Below are 20,323 nucleotides of genomic sequence, written 5' to 3' on the forward strand. Positions count from 1 at the left end.
CCGGCCAGGCCCTAATCCGGCGACCAGGCATCCGCGAGAGACACCCCTCATGGAAGATGGCTATTGTTCCATCGTGTCTGACGTCAACGTTTCAGAGCTGTTCGACCCGCTCGCGTGGAGCAACGTCGAGGGGTTCGACTTCACCGATATCACCTACCACCGCTCGGCGGAGACCCGCTCGGGCAAGCGCGTCGTGCGCGTCGCGTTCGACCGGCCGGAAGTACGCAACGCCTTCCGGCCGCACACGGTGGACGAGCTGTACCGGGCGCTCGACCACGCGCGGATGAGCTCCGATGTGGGATGCGTCCTGCTCACCGGCAACGGGCCCTCGGCCAAGGACGGCGGCTGGGCCTTCTGCTCCGGCGGCGACCAGCGCATCCGGGGGCGCTCGGGCTATCAGTACGCGGAGGGTGAGACCTCCGACACCATCGACCCCGCGCGGGCGGGCCGGCTGCACATCCTGGAGGTGCAGCGGCTGATCCGCACGATGCCCAAGGTCGTGATCGCCGTCGTACCCGGCTGGGCCGCGGGCGGCGGGCACTCCCTGCACGTGGTGTGCGACCTGACGCTGGCGTCGGCGGAGCACGCCCGGTTCAAGCAGACCGACGCCGACGTGGGCTCGTTCGACGCCGGCTACGGCTCGGCGTACCTGGCCCGCATGACCGGCCAGAAGTTCGCCCGGGAGATCTTCTTCCTCGGTGAGGAGTACACCGCGGCCGAGATGCACTCGATGGGCGCCGTCAACCGGGTCGTGCCGCACGCGGAGCTGGAGGCCACCGCCCTGGAATGGGGCTGGAAGATCATCGGCAAGTCGCCGCAGGCCCAGCGGATGCTCAAGTTCGCGTTCAACCTGGTCGACGATGGCCTGGTGGGCCAGCAGGTGTTCGCCGGCGAGGCCACCCGCCTGGCCTACATGACCGACGAGGCCGTCGAGGGCCGGGACGCCTTCCTGGAGAAGCGCCCGCCGAACTGGGAGCCGTTCCCCTACTACTACTAGCGACAACCCGCACGCCGGCGAGTGGCGCGAGCTCTGACCATCGACTCAAGAGCCCCGATAGGACCTGATCGACATGCCGGCTACCCGAACCCGAATCCGGCTTGGCGCCGTGGCGTGGACGGCGACCATCCTCTACTTCCCGGTGCAGCTTGTCGTGGCCCTGGCGTGGCCTCAGCCCTACTCGCTCATGGTCAACACCATCAGCGATCTCGGCATCACGACCTGCGGCATGTCGAACCCCTTCCCCGGTCGCGAAGTGTTCGCCTGCTCGCCACGGCATCTGCTGATGAACACAGGGTTCCTGGTGGTCGGGGTCATGACTGCGGCCGGGGCCATCCTGACCTGGCGGGCGTGGCCGCGTAGACGGCTGACGACGACGGCACTGCTCGGTGTGATCCTTGCTGGCGCCGGCGGAGTCCTGGTCGGCATCGCGCCATCCGACATCGCGCCGCGACTGCACAGTGTCGGGGCTCTGCTTCAGGTCCCCGGTGTGATCGCGCCGCTGCTCCTCGGACTTGCCCTCCGCCACCAACGACCCGGGCTCGGCGCGTTCTCCATCACCATCGGAGCGATCGGCGTCGTCGGCACCGTGCTCTTTGCGCTCCAGCTGTCCGCCGACTGGTTCGGGGCCCTGGAACGACTCGCGCTCGATCCGTTCACCCTCTGGACGTTCGTCCTCGGAAGCGCGCTATGCCTACGCCCGTGCGGTGATCGGGGCTGATGTCCTCCCGCAACCTGATCAATTGCCGCTTCTGGTCGTACCTCGGCTGGACCCGCTGTAGGAGTTCCGGGCCGTTTCAGGATTTTCCTCGTGTACGGCGCAGCCGTACACGATGACCTGAACCAGGTTCTGGACAACGTCCCTGCTGACGCTCCCTGGAGGCGCGGTGACCAGGGTGAACAGCGCACCCCCGTAGAGCGCGATCAGGGCGGGGATCTTCTCGCGTGGGATGGCGAGGCCGAGTTTGTCGTGGTGCCCGGCGGTGATCTGCAACGACGTGTCCTGCAGGCCCGCGAGCGCCGAGGCGAGCACCGGCCGGTGCGCGGCCTCCAGTTGAAGTTCGAAGATTGCCAGATAGCGGTTGCGCAGTGTGGTCGCCGCTGTGAGCAGCGATTCCGTCAGCAGGTCGACCATCCTCGCGGGCTGCTCGGTGGCCCGGTCGGTGTCGGCGTGATGCAGCTCGGCGATGCGCTCCGCGGCGGCCACCAGCAGCGCTTCCCGGCTGCGGAAGTAGTTCGAGGCCGTTCCCGGCGGAAGTCCGGCTTTCTTCTCCACCGCGCGGTGGGTCAGTCCATGCACTCCCGACGACGCCAGCAGCTCGATGGCGGCATCGGTCAGCGCTCGGCGACGGGCCGGATTGGTGGGCGGCATGCGGCCATGCTACCAATAACCGTACTAGTACGATCGTAGTTAACGATTGGGGAGTCTCATGAGGATCGTGGTGGTCGGTGCCGGCCTCGGTGGAGTGGCGGCCGCGGTGGGGCTGCATCGCCTGGGTCATGAGGTGACACTCTTCGAACGGGGCACCGAGCTTCGGGAGGCGGGCACCGGGATCGTGGTCATGCCCAACGGGATCCGGGCGCTGGATGTGCTTGGGCTGGCTGAAGACGTTCGCGGGCACGTCATGCATGCCACCAGTGCTGGATTGCGGGACTGGCGCGGACGGCCGCTGCTGGTCACCGACGCGGTCCAAGCGCAGCGGGAGGTCGGCACGCCCGCCATCCTCGATCGGGCGGAACTGCACCGGGCGCTACGCGCCCCGCTGCCCGCCGACCTGGTGCGAACCGCGACCCCGGTCGAGCGCCTGGAGCCCGACCCCACCGGGGTAACCGTGATCAGCGATGGCAACCCCGTCGCGAGAGCGGACGCCGTGATCGCGGCCGACGGCATCGGCAGCAAGCTGCGCGGACAGCTCATCCCCGGCCACCCCGGGCTGCGGCGGACCGGCCGGATGGACCTGCGAGGCATGCTGCCCCGTCCCCCCGGCCTGGTAACAGACCTGCTCGCCAGCCAGTTGGTCGACCGCCGCAGTGGGGCGATGTTCGGCCTGTTCCCCGTCGGCGAGAACCGCCTTTACTGGTTCACCGACTCCGTCCTGCACAGCACGCCGCCCGGCGCGGACGATGCACGCCGACAGATGCTGTCCCTGATGGCCGATTGGCACCCCCTCGTCACGGCACTGATCGAGGCCACCCCGCCCGCCGACATCTACGTCGACCCGATCACCCGCCTGGCCGAACCCCTGCCCTCGTACGTGGCCGGCAGGATCGCCCTCCTCGGCGACGCCGCGCACGCCATGCCACCCGACCTCGGCCAGGGCGCCAGCCAGGCCTTCGAAGACGCCGCCGCTTTAACCCGCCATCTGACCGGCGCGGAGCCGGGAGACGTCGCCCAGCGGCTCCTGCGCTACGACGCCGAGCGCAGGCCCAGTGCCAACCGCATGATGCAGGCGGCGTCCCGGCAATCGCGGCTGACCTCCCAGACCGGCGTCACCGCGTGGCTGCGCGACGCGTTGCTGCGCGCCATACCGTCCCGGGTGGCCACCCGGCAGCTTGCCGCCCTCTGGCACGCCTAGTGCGGTGACCACATAGGTTCTTCTCAGCCATGTCACCAACTGACCGGCTTCCCGCACGATCTCGCGCGGGACTGTCCATCGTCGCGTGACGATACGCCGCCGGACCCCACAACGACCCCGCGCAGGCCTGGAAATGACTGTGGGCACCCCCCGTCAAGTGGAGGATGCCCAGGTCATCGGCCGGAGCCGTGGTGCGCCGCCAGGGACTCGAACCCCGGACCCGCTGATTAAGAGTCAGCTGCTCTAACCAACTGAGCTAGCGGCGCAGCAAGCAGGACAAGATTAGCGCACCCTGTGGACCACTTCGCACCGATCGAGCACGCTAGGCTAGAACAACATTCGGGTTAACACGGGAGCGCCGATGACGTCGTGGTTCACCTCGCCCGCCGACGCCGGGGAACGGCTCGCCGCCGTGGACTACCTCACCGACGACGGCATCGCCACGTCGGTCTTCCTGGCCGCCGCGCTCGGCAAGCCGCTGCTGGCCGAGGGGCCCGCCGGGGTGGGCAAGACCCAGCTCGCCAAGGCCGTCGCCGAGGCGACCGGCGCCGAGCTGATCAGGCTCCAGTGTTACGAGGGGCTCGACGAGGCCCGCGCGCTCTACGAGTGGAACTACAAGAAGCAGCTCCTGCGCATCCAGGCCGCAGGCGAGCAGGCGTGGGAGGAGACCCACGACGACATCTTCAGCGAGGAGTTCCTGCTGGAGCGCCCGTTGCTGAGGGCGATCAGGCGGACGACGCCCACGGTGCTGCTGATCGACGAGACCGACAAGGCGGACGTCGAGGTCGAGGGCCTGCTGCTGGAGATCCTTTCCGACTACCAGGTGACGATCCCCGAGCTGGGCACGATCGCCGCGACGCGCAGGCCGTACGTCGTGCTGACCTCGAACGCGACGCGCGAGCTGTCCGAGGCGCTGAAGCGGCGCTGCCTGTATCTCCACCTGGACTACCCCTCACCCGAGCGCGAGCGCGACATCGTGCTCGCGCGGGTGCCGGGCATCGAGGCCGCCCTGGCCGAGCAACTCGCCCGTACGGTCGCCACGCTGCGCGCGCTGGAGCTGAAGAAGTCCCCCTCGATCGCCGAGACCATCGACTGGGCCCACACGCTCCTCGCGCTCGGGCGTACCGACCTGGACGAGGCCACCACCGCCGGCACGCTGGGCGTGGTGCTGAAGCACGCGTCCGATCAGGCCCGGGCGGTCAAGGAGCTCGGCCTGCCGGCCCGGTGACGACGACCAGCGGGAGGAGGCGGGCGATGTCGCTGCTCGACAGGCATGTGGGGTTCGTGGACGCGCTGCGCCGCGCCGGGCTGCCGGTGTCACTGGCCGAGGGGCTGGACGCCGCCCGCGCGCTCGAAGTGATCGACCTGACCGAGCGCGAGACGCTCCGCGAGGCGTACGCCGCCACGCTCGTCAAGCGTCCCGCGCACAGGCCCGGCTTCGACACGCTCTTCGACCTGTGGTTCCCGCCCGTGACCAGCGCACTGAGCGTTCCACGCACGACGGGCCCGGACGAGCCGGACCTCCAGCACGCGGAGATCTCAGAACTTCGGGACCGGCTTGCCGAACTGCTGCTCGACGACGCGGGCCCCACGGGCGATCCCGCCTTCGGCGAGTTCGTACGGGCGATGGTCGAGCGGTTCGGCCGCCAGCCCGCCGGCGCCGGCCGCCAGAACTGGTTCTCCTACTCCGTGCTGCGCGCCCTCTCCCCCGGCACGCTGATGGCCAGGATGCTCAACGAGGTGCTGCTCGGCCAGGAACGCGGGGGTCTGGCGGAGAAGGTCGCCCGCCGCCGGCTGACCGACAACATCGCCGGGTTCGAGACCGCCGTGGCCTCGGACGTGCGCAGGAGGATCGCCGAGGACTCCGGCGTGGAGAAGATCGCGAGGTCGGTCGTGAAGCCGCCCGTCGACCAGGTCGACTTCCTGCGGATCACCAAGGCCGACCTGGCGACCCTGCGCCGCGAGGTGCACCCGCTGGCGCGGCGCCTCGCCACCCGGCTGACGATCAGGCAGCGGCTGGGCCATCGGGGCCGGCTGGACTTCAGGCGTACGGTACGGGCCTCGCTGAGCACGGGCGGCGTCCCCATGGTGACCCACATGAGGCCGCGCCGCCCGCACAAGCCCGAGTTGGTGGTGCTGTGCGACGCCAGCGACTCGGTGTCCGCGTTCTCGCACTTCACCCTGCTGCTGACGTACGCGCTGCGCGAGCAGTTCGCCAAGGTGCGCGCGTTCGCCTTCGTGGACACGGTGGACGAGATCACCCGGTTCTTCGCGCCGGGCACCGATGTCGTCGACGCGATCACCCGGATGACGGAGGAGGCCGACATCACCCGCTTCGGCCGCAGCGACTACGGGCACTCGTTCGAGAGGTTCGCCGAGAAGTACGGCGAAGCGATCGGCCCGAAGACGTCCCTGCTGATCCTCGGGGACGCCCGCTCGAACTACCAGCCGCCCGCGCTCGCGACGTTGGGACGCCTCGCCGGCGAGGCCAGGCACGCGTACTGGCTCAACCCCGAGCCCCGCGCGCAGTGGGACACCGGAGACTCGATCGCGACCTCGTACGGAGGCGTGGTCGCGATGCACGAGTGCCGCAACGTCGCCCAGCTCGCCGCCTTCATCGAGGAGCTGGCCTAGCGGCCGTCAGTTCATCCGCCGCAGGATGCGCGCGGCCGTACGGGCGAGCACCTCCACCTGGTCCTCGGTCAGCTCGGCGTGCGCGTCGCCCAGGATCCACTTGGCCGCCTTGCGGGGCAGGAACAGCGTCAGCCCCTCGGCGCTCACCACGGCGGTCTTCACGTGCCCGCCGTGCACGACCAGCAGCGGCGCGATCTCCACCGGGATGCCGGACTCGCGCGACAGCAGCTCGCTCATGGCGGTCGCGGCGTCCACGAGGCCCTTCGCGACCGACGTGCCCGACCGCTCGCCGAAGAACAGCTTGCCGCCGTACGCCGCGATGTAGGTGTCCGGCGGCCAGGCCTCGTTGTCGACGATCCACACCCCGCCGGGGCCGATGACCAGGTGGTCGATGGAGGCCTTGCCGGGTACGGCCCGGCCGTCGAGCACGCGGTAGCCGTGCTTGCCGAGCCCTCGCCGTAACAACCTCCCGGTGCGGGTCGCGCCGCTCCGCTTGCCGCGCCAGACGGCCGTGGCCTCGAACATGCGCCAGGAGACGAACGCGTCCACCGTCCAGATGGCGCCGCCTCCGAGAAGCCCGATCAGGAACGGCAGGGGAAAGGACCGGTAGAACGCGAGGGCGGTGATGAGGACGAAGCCCACCCCTGCCATGATGTGGCGCCTGCGACGACGCTCGGACCTGGTCTCGCGCCAGCGGAGCTCGTACATCACCGAGGGCGAGCCCCACTTGAACTTGTCGTCCTGCGGCACGTAGATGGACCCATTGGGCACCGGAAACCCCCACGATTTCGGGCTCAGTCGATTAGCTTGTGGAATACCCAACTAGGGGCTCCAGCTTTCCTAAGGTTACGGAACTAACCCACCCGCGACACAGAGCGGGCGTGGCGAACCTTGGTCGAAGGCCGCAGGAGAGCACGCGGGAACACGAATGTCACAGCCCGTTAACCGACCAGTCGGTATGCTGTGGGCATCGACATTCAGGGGAGGCGTGCGTGATGGCGCGCAGCAGGGTCACCACGAGCGACGACCGGCCCGCGAAGGCGTCCGCGGCCAAGGACGAGCCGGTGCGGCAGAGGCTGATGGCCGAGGCGACGCGCCTGTTCGCGGACAAGGGCTTCGAGAGCACGTCGGTGCAGGAGATCGTCGCCGCGGCGGGGGTCACCAAGGGCGCGATGTACCACTACTTCGACTCCAAGGACGACCTGCTCCGCGAGATCTACGCCCGCGTGCTGCGCATGCAGATCGAGCGGCTCGACAGGTTCGCCGGCGCCCCCGGCCCGGTCGCCGACCGCGTGCACGCCGCCGCCGTCGACGTCATCGCCACCACGGTGGAGAACCTCGACGACTCCAAGATCTTCTTCCGCTCGATGCACCAGCTCACCCCCGAGACCCAGAAGGCCGTACGGGCGGAGCGCCGCCGCTACCACGAGCGTTTCCGTGACCTGCTGGTCGAGGGCCAGCGCTCCAAGGTGTTCCGCGACGACGTGCCGGCCGACCTCGTGGTCGACTTCTTCTTCGGCTCCGTCCACCACCTGGGCACGTGGTACCACACCGACGGCCGCCTGTCGGGGACGGCCGTCGGAGAGCACTTCGCCGACCTGCTCCTCGCCTCGCTACGGCCCTGACGACAAGGCCCGCGACCCGGACCGCCGTCAGGCCGGGCCGGGGAGGTCGGCCAGGCGCGCGAGCGCGTTCCGGTGGTCGCCCGGCGTGCCGAGCGCGATCTCGTCGGCCTTGGCGCGCTTGAGGTAGAGATGCACGGGATGCTCCCAGGTCATCCCGATGCCACCGTGCAACTGCAGGCACTCCTCCGCCGCGTGCACGGCGACCTGCCCGCACCACGCCTGCGCGACCGCCACGGCGGTGGCGGCGTCCGTACCCGACGCGAGCGCGTCGGCGGCGTTCCGCGCGGCGGCCCTCGCCTGGACGATCTCCATCCACAGGTCGGCGAGCCGGTGCTTCAGCGCCTGGAACGAGCCGACGGGGCGGGCGAACTGGTGGCGTTCCTTGACGTAGGCGACCGTCGTGGTGAGGCACCACTCCGCCACCCCGAGCTGCTCGGACGCGAGGAGCCCGGCACCCGCGTCCAGCGCGGCGCGCAGCGGCGCGAGGTCGGCGGAGATCCGCCTGGCCGGCGCGCCGGTGAGGGTCACCGTCGAGACCGGCCGGGTGAGGTCGAGGGACACGATCGGCTCGACGGTCGCGTCGGCGGCGTCGATGGCGTAAAGCGCCCCGGAGGCCGGGACGATCAGCACGTCCGCGACGTCCGCGCCCGCGACGGCGGCGACGCGCCCGGTGAGCGTCCCGCCCTCGGCCGTCACCTGGGACGTGGCGGAGTACGGCGAGGCGGCGAAGGACACCGCGAGCGCCGCCGTGGTCTCGCCGCCGGCGAGCGCCGTGAGCAGGTCGCGCGCGGCGTCCGCGCCCGACTCCAGCAGGGCCTGCGTCGCGATGACCGCGCTGGTCAGGAAGGGTACGGGCGTGACGGCGCGGCCGAGCTCCTCCAGCACGACCGCCGCCTCCCGCGCCGACGCGCCCGCGCCGCCGAGGTCCTCGGGGATCAGCAGCCCGGCCGCCCCGATGTCGCGGGCCAGCGTCTTCCACAGGTCGGCGTCGTACGTCGAGGCGCTCTCGATCCTGGCGAGGACCGTGGCCGGAGGGTACCTGTCGGCCAGCAGGTCGCGGACCGCCGCCCGCAGCTCCTCCTCGACCTCCGAGTACAGCAGCGTCATTGGTCGCTCACCACTCCTCATTCGCTGCGCGGAGCACTCGTCCCTCGCGCTCCACTCCGCTCACTGCGTCGGGTTCGCTCCAGGTCATCGGGGGAGGTCCTTCCAGGGGACGTTCTTGTCGACGCGGGGTTCGGAGGGCAGGCCGAGCACGCGCTCGGCGATGATGTTGCGCAGGATCTCGGAGGTCCCGCCCTCGATCGAGTTGCCCTTGGCCCGCAGGTAGCGGTAGCCCGGCCCCCGGCCGAAGAAGTCGACGGACTCCGACCTGCGGAAGGTCCAGTCGTCGTACGCGAGCCCCTCCTCGCGGCGCATCTCCACATCGAGTGCCGACAGCGCCTGGTTCAGGCGGGCGAAGGCCAGCTTCATCCCCGACCCCTCGGGCCCCGGCGCCCCGGCGGCGAGCTGCTCGCGCAGCCGTACCGCGGCGAGGCGGGTGACCTCGGTCTCGACCCAGAGCTGGAGGAGCCGCTGGTGCAGGTCGTGGGTGCGGAGCTCGGGGCGCTGCCGCCACGTCTCGGCGACCAGGCCGATCACGCCCCCACCGCGCCGCGCCGGCGAGCCGCCGATGGCGACCCGCTCGTTCATGAGCGTGGTCTGCGCCACCCGCCAGCCGTCGCCCACCTCGCCCAGCCGGAGCGAGTCGGGCAGCCGCACGCCGGTGAGGAACACCTCGTTGAACTCGGCCTCGCCCGTGATCTGGCGCAGCGGCCGCACCTCGACGCCCGGCGCGTGCATGTCGCAGACGAAGTACGTGAGGCCGCGGTGCTTGGGCACGTCCGGGTCGGTCCGGGCGACGAGGATGGCCCAGCGGGAGTGGTGGGCCCCGGAGGTCCACACCTTCTGCCCGTCGACGACCCACTCGTCCCCGTCCTGCACCGCCCTGGTGGCGAGGGTGGCGAGGTCAGACCCCGCGCCCGGCTCGCTGAAGAGCTGGCACCAGACCTCCTCCCCCGTCCACAGCGGCCGGAGGAACCGCCTCTTCTGCTCCTCGGTGCCGAAGATGAGGATCGTGGGAGCCGCCATGCCGAGGCCGATGGTCAGCTTGCCGAGGTCGGTCTGCGGCGTGTCGGCGAGCTCCTGCTCCACGACGCCCTGCAGCCCGCGCGGCGCGCCCAGCCCGCCGAGGCCCTCGGGGAAGTGCACCCATGCCAGCCCGGCGTCGAACCGCGCCCGCAGGAAGTCCAGCGGTTCCATCGCCGCCGGGTCGTGGTCCGCGAGGAACGCGCGGGCCCGCTCCTTGAGCCCCGCCTCATCCACTGTCACGAAATATCCTTCCAGTCAGTCGGTCGGCATGTGCTTCTTGAGCTCGCGGTACGCGAGCGACCGCTTGTGCACCTCGTCCGGCCCGTCGGCGAGCCGCAGCGAACGGGCTCCCGCCCACAGGCCCGCCAGCGGGAAGTCCTGGCTGACGCCCCCGGCCCCGTGGACCTGGATCGCCTTGTCGAGGATCCACTCCACGGCCCTGGGCGTGGCGATCTTGATGGCCTGGATCTCGGTGTGCGCGCCCCGGTTGCCGACGGTGTCCATCAGCCAGGCGGTCTTGAGCACCAGCAACCTGAGCTGCTCGACCTTGACCCGCGACTCCGCGATCCAGTCCTGCACGACGCCCTGCTGGGCCACCGGCTTGCCGAACGTCGTACGCGACAGTGCGCGCGCGCACATCAGCTCGATCGCCCGCTCGGCCATGCCGATGAGCCGCATGCAGTGGTGGATGCGGCCGGGGCCGAGCCGGGCCTGGGCGATGCCGAACCCGCCGCCCTCCTCGCCGATGAGGTTCTCCACCGGCACGCGGACGTCCTCGAAGAGCAGCTCGGCGTGGCCGCCGTGGTCGGCGTCGCTGTAGCCGAAGACGTGCATGCCGCGCTTGACGGTCAGCCCCGGGGTGTCACGCGGCACGAGCACCATGCTCTGCTGCCGGTGGGAGGAGCCCTCCTGGGAGGTCTTGCCCATCACGATGAAGATCGCGCAGCGCGGGTTCATCGCGCCGGAGGCGAACCACTTGCGCCCGTTGATGACGTACTCGCCACCGTCGCGCACGATGGAGGTGGCGATGTTGGTCGCGTCGGAGGAGGCGGCGTCCGGCTCGGTCATCGCGAACGCCGACCGGATCTCGCCGTTCAGCAGCGGTTCCAGCCAGGCCTTGCGCTGCCACTCGTCGCCGAACATGGAAAGGACCTCCATGTTCCCGGTGTCCGGGGCGGCGCAGTTGGTGGCCGTCGGCGCGATGCGCGGGCTGCGGCCCATGATCTCGGCCAGCGGGGCGTACTGCAGGTTCGTCAGGCCGGCGCCGTGCCCGCCCGGCAGGCTGTGCTGGTTCACAAGAAAGAGGTTCCACAGGCCACGCCGGCGGGCCTCGTCCTTGAGGTCCTCCATCATCGGCGGGGAGCTCCAGCCGCTCTCGGCCGCCTGCTGCTCGAAGGCCTCCTCCGCCGGGTACACACACTCGTCCATGAATTCGGTCAGCCGCTTACGCAGCTCCTCGGTCGTGGTGTCGAACGCGAAGTCCATCAGTCCTCCAGTGACTCCAGTGCTTGCAGGCCGTGGGTCACGAGCGGCGCGACGTGCTCACCGATCTCGTCGAAGCCGTCTCCGACGGTCAGACCCTGGGTGTAGCGGAAGTGGATGCCCTCGGAGATCACCGCGAGCTTGAAGCAGGCCAGGGCGACGTACCAGCCAAGGCGCGAGATGTCGAGGCCGGTGCCGCGCGCGTACCGCCCGGCCAGCCCGGCGCTCGGCATGTGCTCGCCCGCCTCCCCGGGCTCGGCGATGTCCAGGGCGGCGAAGTCGCCGTAGAGCAGGAAGAGCGCGAGGTCGGTGAGGGGGTCGCCGAGCGTGGACATCTCCCAGTCGAGCACGGCGCGCACCTGCCCGCCGGCGATCAGCGTGTTCCCCAGCTTGAAGTCGCCGTGCACGATCGCGTGGCGCTGTGTCTTCGGCACCGCTCCCGCCAGGCGGGCGAACAGGTGGTCGATGTCCGGAAGGTCCCGGCTGCGCGAGGCGTCGAGCTGCCGCTTCCAGCGCTTGACCTGGCGCTCCAGGAAGCCCTCCGGCCGGCCGAAGTCCGCGAGCCCGACGGCGGCGGGGTCCACGTCGTGGAGCCTGGCGAGGACGTCGACCAGGTCTGCCTCGATGGCGGGCGTCGCCGGGGGCTGGCCTCCCTCGACGTACTCCATGACGTAGAAGGGCGCCCCGACGACGTCGGGGTCCTCGCAGAGGTGGTAGGTGCGGGGCACGGGCACGCCGGTGTCGCGCAGCGCCGTCATGACGCGGTACTCCCGGCCCATGTCGTGCGCCGTGGCGAGCACGTGCCCGAGCGGCGGCCTGCGCACGACGAACCGGCGCCCGCCGTCGCGTACGAGATAGGTCAGGTTCGACTTGCCTCCGTGGATCACCTCGGCCGCCAGCGGCCCCTCGGCGAGGCCGTGCCTCGCGAGGCGGTCTCTCAGGCGGTCGAGGTCAAGACCCGGCGGGCCGGTCTCGATATGTGCGGGCATCGCGCTCCCCAGTCGTCCCAGTACCTGGAGCGTACCGACCGGACGGTATGCGTGTCGACCACAGGAGTGGTCGCCATCGAACCGCGGCGAGTGGCCCTGTCGCCCGGGCCGCCGTGACCGCGAGACTGTGCGCCATGACCGCGAAGATGCCGGATCCCGTTGTCCTCGAAGGCCGCACCGTACGGCTGGAGCCGCTCGGCCTCCATCATGTCCCCGACCTGTTCGCGGCCGGGGGGAACGACGACGAGGTGTGGCGCTGGATGCCGGTGCCGACCCCGCGCACCGAGGAGCGCCTGCGGGAGGTCGCCGTCACGGTGATGGGCGGCCCGATAATGGTGCCGCTCGCGGTCATCCTGCGCGAGACGGGACGTGCGGTCGGGTGGACCACCTTCCACGACGTCCCCGGGTTCGACCAGAGCGTCGAGATCGGCTGGACGTGGTACGGCAGGGCCGTGTGGAGGACCGCCGTGAACACCGAGTGCAAGCTGCTCATGCTGGGCCACGCGTTCGACGAGCTCGGCCACAACCGCGTGTTGCTCAAGACCGACTGCCTCAACACCCGCTCGCAGGACGCGATCAGGCGCATCGGCGGGGTGTACGAGGGCACGTTGCGCAGGCACCGGCAGCGCCCGGACGGCACGTGGCGCGACACCGTCTACTTCGGGATCCTCGACGACGAGTGGCCGCCGCGCAGGCGGCGGCTGGAGCGGCTGCTCGACCGCTGACCACGTACTTCGCCGGCAGGATTTCGGCAATCAGCGTGGTCTTCGGTATATCATCCGAATTAGTGGTCGATGATCGGTCTACCGGCGTCGGCCGGCGTCACGGTCTCCGGCAGGAGACGTACTGAGGAGGTGAGCCCCATTACCGCTGTACCAGGTCGGGTGCTCCCATCTCACGACCGCGCGGTCCATCAGGCATAGGTGAACCGAGGGAGCGCCCATGGGCGTCCCGAAAGGCTCCAATGTCGGTTTCACCACTGTCCGAATCCCTCATCGTCACCACCCTTCGCGCCGCCGGATGCGTCTTCGCCGAGGACGAGGCGCGGCTGCTGGTCTCCACGGCACGCACTCCCGCCGACCTCTCCGCCATGGTCGAGCGGCGAGCCGGTGGTCTCCCCCTCGAACACGTCCTCGGCTGGGCGGAGATCTGCGGGCTGCGCATAGCCGTGGATCCCGGGGTCTTCGTCCCGCGGCGCCGCACGGAGTTCCTCATCCGCCAGGCCGCCGTCCTCGCGGGCGAGGCCGTGCGGTCCGGGTCCCCCGCCGCCCGCCCGGCGGGCGCCCTCGGGGGCAAGGCCCTCGCCCCGCCCCGCGCCGTGGTCGTCGACCTGTGCTGCGGCTCGGGGGCGATCGGCGCCGCGCTGGCCGCGGCCCTGGACGAGGTGGAGTTGCACGCCGTCGACATCGACCCCGCCGCTGTGCGGTGCGCCCGCCGCAACCTCGCCGCCGCCGGGGGCCACGTCTACGAGGGCGACCTGTACGAGCCGCTTCCCGCCGGGCTGCGGAACCACGTCGACGTCCTGCTCGCCAGCGCGCCGTACGTGCCGACGGAGGCGATAGGGCTGTTGCCCCAGGAGGCCCGCGTCCACGAGCCCCGGGTGGCGCTCGACGGGGGCGCCGACGGGCTCGACGTCGTGCGGCGGGTGGTCGCCGCCGCGCCGCTCTGGCTGGCACCGGGCGGCCACCTGCTGGTCGAGACGAGCGAGCGGCAGGCGGACGAGACCCTCGCCGCCATCGCCCGCAGCGGTCTCATCCCCCGGGTGGCCGGATTCGAGGAGCTGGACGCGACCGTCGTCATCGGCACCAGGCCCCGCGAAGAGCGCTGAACCGGGCCGTCAGGTCTGGAGCATGCCGCGGAGGAGCTCGCGCATGCCGTCCCGGAGCTCTTCCAGGCCCGGGACGGCACCGGCACCGGCCACCGCGTCGAAGAGCACCCCTTCCCCGAAGGCGACGAGCTGCCTGCCGTGCCGCACCGGATCGGCCGAGCCGGCGGCGGCCAGCACGGCGGTCGCCACCTCCCGGAAGCGGCGGCCGGCCTCGTCGTAGACCTTCCGGAGCTCGGGGCGGCGGGTCGCCTCCAGGGCCAGCTCGTAGCGGGCGATCGTGGTGCGCCGTCCGTCCGTGAGCTGCGTGAACAGCAGCCTGGCCATCAGGCCGGCGAGCGCGTCCGGGCCGTACGCGCCGTACGCGCCGTACGCGCCGCCGTGCGCCTCGGAGCCGCCCGTGTCCGGGCCTCCGGCGGACGGGTCTCCGGCGGACGGGACGGCGGTGGACGGGACGGCGGTGAAGTAGCCCTCTTCGAGCGCCGTGAGGCGGGCCAGCGTGAGCGCGAGGAGGGCCGCCCGGGTGCGCGCGAGGTTGGACGTGGAGCCCTGGGGCAGCCCGGCCGCCTCGTCGACCGCGCGGTGGGTGAGGCCACGCATACCCCTCTCCACCAGCAACGTTATCGCGGTCTCCGCGACGAGCTCCTCCCTGCGCATGGGCCCAGACTACACGTGTAGTACCCTGACTACAGGTGTAGTGGAGTGGAGTGGATCATGTCTCGTGCGGTAGTGATCGGCGGGGGGATCGGCGGCCTGACCGCCGCGGCCGCCCTGTCACTCAAAGGCTGGTCGGTGACGGTGTGCGAGCGCGCCGCGTCCCTCGCGCCGGTGGGATCCGGCATCGCCATCGCCCCCAACGCGCTGAAGGCCCTCGACACGATCGGCGTGGGCGACGACGTGCGCGCGCACGCGGCGATGCAGGGCGAGGCGGGGATGCGCAGGGCGGACGGCCGGTGGCTGGTCCGCGCGAGCGCCGAGGCCGCCCTGGCACGGTTCGGCGACCCGACCGTCCTGCTGCTCCGCGCGACCCTGGTGGACGCGCTCGCGCGGCGGCTCGCCCCCGGGACGCTGCGGCTCGGCACCACCGTCGAGGCGGTGGATCCGCGCACCGGGCGGGTGTCCACCAGCGAGGGAGACCTGGAAGCCGATCTGGTCGTCGCGGCCGACGGCATCAACTCGGCCGTCCGCCGGTCGCTGTTCCCAGCCCATCCGGGGCCGGCGCACTCAGGGGTGACGAGCTGGCGGGCCGTCGTCGCCCGGCCCGAGGGGGACATCCGGAGCAGCGAGACCTGGGGGCCCGGCCAGGTCTTCGGGATCATGCCGCTCTCCGGCGGCCAGGTGTACTGCTACGCCACCGCGCCGGTCGCCCGCGGAGACCAGGGCGACGGCGGCAGGGCCGAACTGACGCGCCTGTTCGGCGACTGGCACGACCCGATCCCCCGGCTGCTCGCCGCCGCGGAGGAGGACACGATCCTGCGGCACGACATCTTCTCGCTTGCCGCTCCCCTGCCTGCCCTCCACGTGGGCCGGGTGGCCCTGCTCGGCGACGCCGCACACGCGATGACCCCGAACATGGGCCAGGGCGCCTGCCAGGCGATCGAGGACGCGGTGGTCCTCGCGCACGTCGCCGGTGCGGGAGGTGCGGAGCTCGGCCGCTACACCGCGGCGCGGCTGGCGCGGACGACGAAGATCATGCGGAGATCCGCGGCCATCTGCCGCCTGACCCTGTGGTCGAACCCCACGGCCGTGCGCGCCAGGGAGATGCTCATGTCGCTCGCCGGACGGCTCGGTGACGTCACCCTGCGCCAGTTCGACGAGGTGTTCACCTGGCGGCCACCCGTGTCGTGACGGGCACGGGGATCTCGGGGTGCGGGGGCGAGACCTCGTGCGAGGTCTCCGGGGCGAGGCGGCCGAGCGTGATCGTCCCCGCGATCAGCACGGCGGCCGAGATGACCGCCGGGATGACGTTCCCCACGCCGCTCGGCAGCGGCTCGCCGAGCAGGACCGTGCCCGCGAGCACCGAGGTGACGGGGTCCACCACCTGGACGCCGGCGTACGCGATGCCGAAGTAGCCGACGGCGTAGGACTTCTGCAGGAGCACGATCGCGCAGAGGAGCAGCACTGGGATGGCCAGGGTGAACCAGTGGACCAGCCGCGACAGGTCACCGCCGAGCCCTCCCCCGACGACCCGTACGAACGTCGACACCGACGCGGTGACCGAGCCCGCCCCGATGGACAGCAGCAGGGCCTTCCCCGAACCGCGGGCGCGCCGCGCGGCGAGCTGGCAGACCGCGACGACCGCGCCCACGCAGGCCAGGAATCCCAGCGCCGCCGGGGTCGACAGCTCGGGCCGCGTGTTGCTCTGCGGTATCAGCAGCATCAGTCCGAGCAGGCCTACGGCCACGGCGATCGAGCCGAGCACCTCCGCCTTCTTGGGACGCCTGCCGTGCAGGGCCGCCGCCAGCGGGACGGCGAACACCAGCGTCGCCACGCTGACCGGCTGGACCAGCACCAGCGGCGCGAAGCTCAGCGCGACCGCGTGCAGGGAGGCGCCGGCCAGCCCGATGGCTCCGCCGATCAGCCATCGCGGCCGCTTGACCAGCTTGAGGGTCGCGCCCCCGTGGATCGCCTCGTACTGCTGGAGGGCCGCGCCACCGGCATACCCGAACGCGCCGACGAGGGCGATCGACACGCCCATCCAGATCATGGCCGGCCGCCGGGCGTATGCGTGAGGGCAGGGGAGAGCAGTTGTGAGGTCATCAGTGGGAGCACCCCGTCAGCTTAGGGACAAACCTGAGTGGCCAGTTCGTCAATCCCACCATTTCGCATAGGCCCGGGGGTGACGTTCTTATGGCACCATACGCGGACAAATTGCACGTAGAGGGCAGCTTCGAGATACCGGCCGGCGCGTCCACGGTAGGGCCCTTCACAGTGGGGGGCAGGGGTTCTTCCACTTCCCGGGGAATGGCAGAACAATCGGAGGCGTTTCCAGAGACACCCCTAGGGGGTATATGTCGAAGGAGCAGCCATGGAACACGACCACACCGGGCCGGCCGTACAAGGACACGCCGGGCACGGCGGGCACGGTGACCATGCCGCGCGGTTCAGGGACCGTCTGTGGATCAGCGTGGCCCTCTCCGTGCCGGTCATCCTCTACAGCCACATGGTGCAGATGTGGCTGGGGTTCACGCCGCCAAGCTTCCCCGGCTCCGAGTGGGTGGCGCCCGTGCTCGGCACGAGCGTCTTCCTCTACGGAGGATGGCCCTTCCTGAAGGGCGGCGCCGAGGAGGTCAGGAGCCGGGCGCCGGGGATGATGCTGCTGATCTCCCTCGCCGTCACCGTCGCCTTCGGGGCGAGCGCGGCCACCGCGCTGGGGTTCTTCCACCTCGACTTCTGGTGGGAGCTGGCCCTGCTGATCGACATCATGCTGCTCGGCCACTGGCTGGAGATGCGCGCGCTCGGCCAGGCGTCCAGCGCCCTGGACGCGCTCGCCGCCCTGCTCCCCGACGAGGCCGAGCGGGTGACCGACGGCGGCACCGAGACGGTGCCCACCGCCGACCTGCGGCCCGGTGACGTCGTGCTGGTCCGTCCCGGCTCGCGCGTGCCGGCCGACGGCGTGGTCGTCGACGGCGAGGCGGAGTTCGACGAGTCGATGCTGACCGGCGAGTCCCGTCCGGTGCCGAAGACGGCCGGTGACCGGGTCGTCGCGGGGACGGTCGCGCTCGACTCCGCGGTCCGGGTGAAGGTCGACGCGGTGGGCGAGGAGACCGCGCTCGCGGGCATCCGCCGCCTGGTCGAGCAGGCCCAGTCGTCCCGCTCGAAGGCCCAGGCGCTGGCCGACCGCGCCGCCGCCCTGCTCTTCTACGTCGCGACGGCCGCGGGCGCGCTGACCTTCGCCGCCTGGATGGCGCTCGGCGACCCGCGCGAGGCGGTGGAGCGCACGGTCACGGTGCTCGTGATCGCCTGCCCCCACGCCCTCGGGCTCGCCATCCCGCTCGTGATCGCGATCTCCACGGCGGTCAGCGCCAGGAACGGCATCCTGATCAAGGACCGCATCGCCCTCGAACGGATGCGCACCGTGCGGGCCGTCCTGTTCGACAAGACCGGCACGCTCACCAAGGGCGAGCCCGAGGTCACCGGCGTGCTGGCCGTCGACGGCGACGAGGACACGCTGCTTCGGCCGGCGGGCGCGGTCGAGGCCGACAGCGAGCACCCGCTCGCCCGCGCGATCGTGGCCGCCGCCCGGGCGCGTGGCGAGCTTCCGAAGGCCACCGGCTTCCGTTCCATGACGGGACGCGGCGTCCAGGCGACCGTCGACGGGCACACCGTCGCCGTCGGTGGGCCGGCGCTGCTCCGCGAACTGGGGCTCTCGGAGCTGGACGCCGACGAGTGGAAGAAGCGCGGCGCCGCCGTGCTCCACGTGGTCGTGGACGGCAGGGTCGCCGGGGTCGTCGCCCTGGAGGACGCCATCCGGCCCGAGTCCCGCGAGGCCGTACGGGAGCTGCACCGGCTCGGCAGGCGCGTGGTCATGATCACCGGCGACGCGGAGCAGGTCGCGCGGGCGGTGGCCGACGAGCTGGGCGTGGACGAGTACTTCGCCGAGGTGCTGCCCGAGGAGAAGGACGCCAAGGTGGCCGAGCTGCAGGAACGCGGCCTCAGCGTCGCCATGGTGGGCGACGGGGTGAATGACGCCCCCGCCCTGGCGCGGGCCGACGTCGGCATCGCGATCGGCGCGGGGACGGACGTGGCCATCGAGTCGGCGGGCGTCGTCCTCGTCAGCGACGACCCGCGCTCGGTGGTGAGCGTCATCCGGCTGTCCCAGGCGACGTACCGCAAGATGCTGCAGAACCTCGCCTGGGCCACCGGCTACAACCTCGTGGCGATCCCCCTCGCCGCCGGGGTGCTCGCCCCGGTGGGGATCACGCTCTCCCCCGCGGTGGGCGCGATCCTGATGAGCCTGTCCACGATCGTCGTGGCCCTCAACGCCCAGCTCCTGCGCCGCGTCGACCTGCGCGTCGGCGGGGAGCAGTCGTGAGTCAGGACCGCTCGGGGCACACGCAGAACAGGTGGCCCTCGGGGTCGGCGAGGACGGTCCAGGTGTCTCCCGGCTGGAACTCGGGCTTCGTGGCGCCGAGCTCGATGTACTCCCGCACCGCCTTGTCGACGTCCGGCACCCGGAAGTCGAGGTGGAACTGCTTGTCGGGCCCCGGCCACACCGCGGGCTTGCGCTCGGGGACCCGGCCGAAGTAGATGCTGGTGGTCCCGTCGCCGATGCCGGCGTACTCCTCCTCGGCGTACTGGACCTCGAATCCGGTGATCTGTGCGTAGAACTCGGCCAGCTTCTTGGGCTCGGCACAGTCAATGGTCACCGCTATGAGCTTCGCTTTCGTCGTCATGAGCCCATCCTTTCGCCGGTACCTGTCATCCTCTGTCAGGTACGGGCCGAGCACTCCGGCGGGCCGCGCCGCTCACTCGCGGCGCGCGCCCTCGGGCCAGATGACGTGCACCCTGATGCCGCGCCGGCGTGCCTCCGCCACGACGTCGGCCGTGCCTCCGTAGCCGCGCGCCGGCTCCCCGTCCCAGACGGCGTACAGCTCCTCGGCCAGGTCGAGCATGAGCAGGCTGCCCTGCATGTGGGACTCGCAGGTCGACTCGGCGTACCTGAGCCGGTGGACCTCCTCGGCGAGGCCCATGAGCAGGTCGTACTCGGCGTGGGTGTCGGCGGGGAGCTCCTCGCGGTAGCTCTCGGAGCACACCACCGCCTCCAGCGTGCCGCCCAGGTCGACCACCGCCCGGGCGAAGATCTGGTCGGCCCCGTCGGCGAGGCACGAGACGCCCCGCACCCCGGGGGCGTGCTCGGCGAGAGTCCGCCTGATGGCGGCCTCGACCAGCGCGGCCGTACGCGCGGGCAACCCGCGGTGACCGGAGATGGCGAGACGGAGTGGCCGGACCCCTTCGCGCACGGATGGGCGCGGCGCCTCGCGCGGGGATGGACGCGCACCCAGAAGAGCCCGGTCAGAGGAACGCCCGCCTGGAAGAGACCCGTCAGAGGACGAACGCCCGCC

20 protein-coding genes and 1 tRNA gene are annotated in these 20,323 nt (G+C 71.3%); 10 read left to right on the forward strand and 11 right to left on the reverse strand.

Going from position 1 to position 20,323, the window contains the following annotated elements; genetic code table 11:
• The first annotated feature begins 73 nt into the window (after window positions 1-73).
• Window positions 74-997, forward strand: a complete 924-nt coding sequence (locus tag OG589_RS28755) for a 1,4-dihydroxy-2-naphthoyl-CoA synthase (protein WP_405140908.1) — start codon at window positions 74-76, stop codon at window positions 995-997.
• Window positions 998-1,070: 73 nt separating this feature from the next.
• The gene (locus tag OG589_RS28760) at window positions 1,071-1,718 is read left to right on the forward strand and encodes a DUF998 domain-containing protein (protein WP_405140909.1); all 648 of its coding nucleotides are present in this window, start codon (window positions 1,071-1,073) and stop codon (window positions 1,716-1,718) included.
• Window positions 1,719-1,736: 18 nt separating this feature from the next.
• On the opposite strand, the gene OG589_RS28765 is transcribed toward OG589_RS28760, so the two are convergent.
• A complete protein-coding gene (locus OG589_RS28765) occupies window positions 1,737-2,369 on the reverse strand; it encodes a TetR/AcrR family transcriptional regulator (protein WP_405140910.1) in 633 nt (210 codons plus the stop codon).
• A gap of 58 nt (window positions 2,370-2,427) precedes the next feature.
• Here OG589_RS28765 and OG589_RS28770 point away from each other — a divergent pair, with 58 nt between their 5' ends.
• Window positions 2,428-3,573, forward strand: a complete 1,146-nt coding sequence (locus OG589_RS28770; protein ID WP_405140911.1) for an FAD-dependent monooxygenase — start codon at window positions 2,428-2,430, stop codon at window positions 3,571-3,573.
• A gap of 189 nt (window positions 3,574-3,762) precedes the next feature.
• Here OG589_RS28770 and OG589_RS28775 read toward each other — a convergent pair.
• Window positions 3,763-3,839, reverse strand: a tRNA-Lys gene (locus OG589_RS28775).
• A gap of 95 nt (window positions 3,840-3,934) precedes the next feature.
• Between OG589_RS28775 and OG589_RS28780 the strand changes: the two genes are divergently transcribed.
• Both OG589_RS28780 and OG589_RS28785 read left to right on the forward strand, forming a co-directional pair.
• Window positions 3,935-4,801 carry an AAA family ATPase gene (locus OG589_RS28780; protein WP_405140912.1) on the forward strand — a complete coding sequence of 289 codons (867 nt, stop codon included), beginning with the start codon at window positions 3,935-3,937 and terminating at the stop codon, window positions 4,799-4,801.
• Window positions 4,802-4,827: 26 nt separating this feature from the next.
• Window positions 4,828-6,207 (forward strand): vWA domain-containing protein, encoded by a 1,380-nt coding sequence (locus OG589_RS28785; protein ID WP_405140913.1) that lies wholly within the window; start codon window positions 4,828-4,830, stop codon window positions 6,205-6,207.
• A 6-nt stretch (window positions 6,208-6,213) separates the two neighbouring features.
• Here OG589_RS28785 and OG589_RS28790 read toward each other — a convergent pair whose 3' ends face one another.
• Window positions 6,214-6,978, reverse strand: a complete 765-nt coding sequence (locus OG589_RS28790; RefSeq protein WP_405140914.1) for a nuclease-related domain-containing protein — start codon at window positions 6,976-6,978, stop codon at window positions 6,214-6,216.
• A 224-nt stretch (window positions 6,979-7,202) separates the two neighbouring features.
• Here OG589_RS28790 and OG589_RS28795 point away from each other — a divergent pair, with 224 nt between their 5' ends.
• Window positions 7,203-7,832 (forward strand): TetR/AcrR family transcriptional regulator, encoded by a 630-nt coding sequence (locus tag OG589_RS28795; RefSeq protein WP_405140915.1) that lies wholly within the window; start codon window positions 7,203-7,205, stop codon window positions 7,830-7,832.
• A 27-nt stretch (window positions 7,833-7,859) separates the two neighbouring features.
• Here the strand turns inward: OG589_RS28795 and OG589_RS28800 are convergent, their stop codons facing one another.
• The 4 genes from OG589_RS28800 to OG589_RS28815 form a co-directional block, all read right to left on the reverse strand.
• Window positions 7,860-8,939: an acyl-CoA dehydrogenase family protein gene (locus OG589_RS28800; protein ID WP_405140916.1), complete on the reverse strand. Its 1,080-nt coding sequence runs from the start codon at window positions 8,937-8,939 to the stop codon at window positions 7,860-7,862.
• Between the two features lie 84 nt (window positions 8,940-9,023).
• Complete coding sequence (locus OG589_RS28805; RefSeq protein WP_405152147.1) at window positions 9,024-10,196, reverse strand: acyl-CoA dehydrogenase family protein; 1,173 nt, start codon at window positions 10,194-10,196, stop codon at window positions 9,024-9,026.
• A 21-nt stretch (window positions 10,197-10,217) separates the two neighbouring features.
• On the reverse strand, window positions 10,218-11,447 hold the full coding sequence (locus OG589_RS28810; protein ID WP_405140917.1) for an acyl-CoA dehydrogenase family protein: 1,230 nt from the start codon (window positions 11,445-11,447) through the stop codon (window positions 10,218-10,220).
• Entirely contained in the window at window positions 11,447-12,433 is a 987-nt protein-coding gene (locus OG589_RS28815) for a phosphotransferase family protein (RefSeq protein WP_405140918.1), read from the reverse strand. The genes OG589_RS28810 and OG589_RS28815 overlap by 1 nt, the downstream gene beginning before the upstream one ends.
• Before the next feature lie 134 nt (window positions 12,434-12,567).
• Here OG589_RS28815 and OG589_RS28820 point away from each other — a divergent pair, with 134 nt between their 5' ends.
• Together OG589_RS28820 and OG589_RS28825 are read left to right on the forward strand one after the other, a co-directional pair.
• On the forward strand, window positions 12,568-13,158 hold the full coding sequence (locus OG589_RS28820; RefSeq protein ID WP_405140919.1) for a GNAT family N-acetyltransferase: 591 nt from the start codon (window positions 12,568-12,570) through the stop codon (window positions 13,156-13,158).
• 239 nt (window positions 13,159-13,397) lie between these two features.
• Window positions 13,398-14,261 (forward strand): putative protein N(5)-glutamine methyltransferase, encoded by an 864-nt coding sequence (locus OG589_RS28825; RefSeq protein ID WP_405140920.1) that lies wholly within the window; start codon window positions 13,398-13,400, stop codon window positions 14,259-14,261.
• Between the two features lie 9 nt (window positions 14,262-14,270).
• Here OG589_RS28825 and OG589_RS28830 read toward each other — a convergent pair whose 3' ends face one another.
• A complete protein-coding gene (locus OG589_RS28830; RefSeq protein ID WP_405140921.1) occupies window positions 14,271-14,915 on the reverse strand; it encodes a TetR/AcrR family transcriptional regulator in 645 nt (214 codons plus the stop codon).
• A gap of 57 nt (window positions 14,916-14,972) precedes the next feature.
• Between OG589_RS28830 and OG589_RS28835 the strand changes: the two genes are divergently transcribed.
• Entirely contained in the window at window positions 14,973-16,106 is a 1,134-nt protein-coding gene (locus OG589_RS28835; protein WP_405140922.1) for an FAD-dependent monooxygenase, read from the forward strand.
• On the opposite strand, the gene OG589_RS28840 is transcribed toward OG589_RS28835, so the two are convergent.
• A complete protein-coding gene (locus OG589_RS28840; RefSeq protein ID WP_405140923.1) occupies window positions 16,081-16,965 on the reverse strand; it encodes a DMT family transporter in 885 nt (294 codons plus the stop codon). The genes OG589_RS28835 and OG589_RS28840 overlap by 26 nt on opposite strands.
• A gap of 321 nt (window positions 16,966-17,286) precedes the next feature.
• On the opposite strand from OG589_RS28840, the gene OG589_RS28845 reads away from it, so the two are divergent.
• A complete protein-coding gene (locus OG589_RS28845; protein ID WP_405140924.1) occupies window positions 17,287-19,293 on the forward strand; it encodes a copper-translocating P-type ATPase in 2,007 nt (668 codons plus the stop codon).
• A gap of 1 nt (window position 19,294) precedes the next feature.
• Here OG589_RS28845 and OG589_RS28850 read toward each other — a convergent pair whose 3' ends face one another.
• Complete coding sequence (locus tag OG589_RS28850; protein WP_405140925.1) at window positions 19,295-19,654, reverse strand: VOC family protein; 360 nt, start codon at window positions 19,652-19,654, stop codon at window positions 19,295-19,297.
• Window positions 19,655-19,726: 72 nt separating this feature from the next.
• Window positions 19,727-20,221 (reverse strand): hypothetical protein, encoded by a 495-nt coding sequence (locus OG589_RS28855; protein ID WP_405140926.1) that lies wholly within the window; start codon window positions 20,219-20,221, stop codon window positions 19,727-19,729.
• Between the last annotated feature and the right edge of the window lie 102 nt (window positions 20,222-20,323).

The organism is Sphaerisporangium sp. NBC_01403 (genome assembly GCF_045040145.1).
In the GTDB taxonomy this organism is placed as follows: Bacteria; Actinomycetota; Actinomycetes; order Streptosporangiales; family Streptosporangiaceae; genus Sphaerisporangium; species Sphaerisporangium viridialbum.

What these genes read in the sequence shown, in the direction of transcription:
- OG589_RS28760 (WP_405140909.1), top strand. Translation starts at nt 1,071, where the DNA reads ATGCCGGCTACCCGAACCCGAATCCGGCTTGGCGCCGTGGCGTGGACG.
- OG589_RS28765 (WP_405140910.1), bottom strand. Translation starts at nt 2,369, where the DNA reads ATGCCGCCCACCAATCCGGCCCGTCGCCGAGCGCTGACCGATGCCGCC.
- OG589_RS28770 (WP_405140911.1), top strand. Translation starts at nt 2,428, where the DNA reads ATGAGGATCGTGGTGGTCGGTGCCGGCCTCGGTGGAGTGGCGGCCGCG.
- OG589_RS28780 (WP_405140912.1), top strand. Translation starts at nt 3,935, where the DNA reads ATGACGTCGTGGTTCACCTCGCCCGCCGACGCCGGGGAACGGCTCGCC.
- OG589_RS28785 (WP_405140913.1), top strand. Translation starts at nt 4,828, where the DNA reads ATGTCGCTGCTCGACAGGCATGTGGGGTTCGTGGACGCGCTGCGCCGC.
- OG589_RS28795 (WP_405140915.1), top strand. Translation starts at nt 7,203, where the DNA reads ATGGCGCGCAGCAGGGTCACCACGAGCGACGACCGGCCCGCGAAGGCG.
- OG589_RS28800 (WP_405140916.1), bottom strand. Translation starts at nt 8,939, where the DNA reads ATGACGCTGCTGTACTCGGAGGTCGAGGAGGAGCTGCGGGCGGCGGTC.
- OG589_RS28810 (WP_405140917.1), bottom strand. Translation starts at nt 11,447, where the DNA reads ATGGACTTCGCGTTCGACACCACGACCGAGGAGCTGCGTAAGCGGCTG.
- OG589_RS28815 (WP_405140918.1), bottom strand. Translation starts at nt 12,433, where the DNA reads ATGCCCGCACATATCGAGACCGGCCCGCCGGGTCTTGACCTCGACCGC.
- OG589_RS28820 (WP_405140919.1), top strand. Translation starts at nt 12,568, where the DNA reads ATGACCGCGAAGATGCCGGATCCCGTTGTCCTCGAAGGCCGCACCGTA.
- OG589_RS28825 (WP_405140920.1), top strand. Translation starts at nt 13,398, where the DNA reads ATGTCGGTTTCACCACTGTCCGAATCCCTCATCGTCACCACCCTTCGC.
- OG589_RS28830 (WP_405140921.1), bottom strand. Translation starts at nt 14,915, where the DNA reads ATGCGCAGGGAGGAGCTCGTCGCGGAGACCGCGATAACGTTGCTGGTG.
- OG589_RS28835 (WP_405140922.1), top strand. Translation starts at nt 14,973, where the DNA reads ATGTCTCGTGCGGTAGTGATCGGCGGGGGGATCGGCGGCCTGACCGCC.
- OG589_RS28840 (WP_405140923.1), bottom strand. Translation starts at nt 16,965, where the DNA reads ATGATCTGGATGGGCGTGTCGATCGCCCTCGTCGGCGCGTTCGGGTAT.
- OG589_RS28845 (WP_405140924.1), top strand. Translation starts at nt 17,287, where the DNA reads ATGGAACACGACCACACCGGGCCGGCCGTACAAGGACACGCCGGGCAC.
- OG589_RS28850 (WP_405140925.1), bottom strand. Translation starts at nt 19,654, where the DNA reads ATGACGACGAAAGCGAAGCTCATAGCGGTGACCATTGACTGTGCCGAG.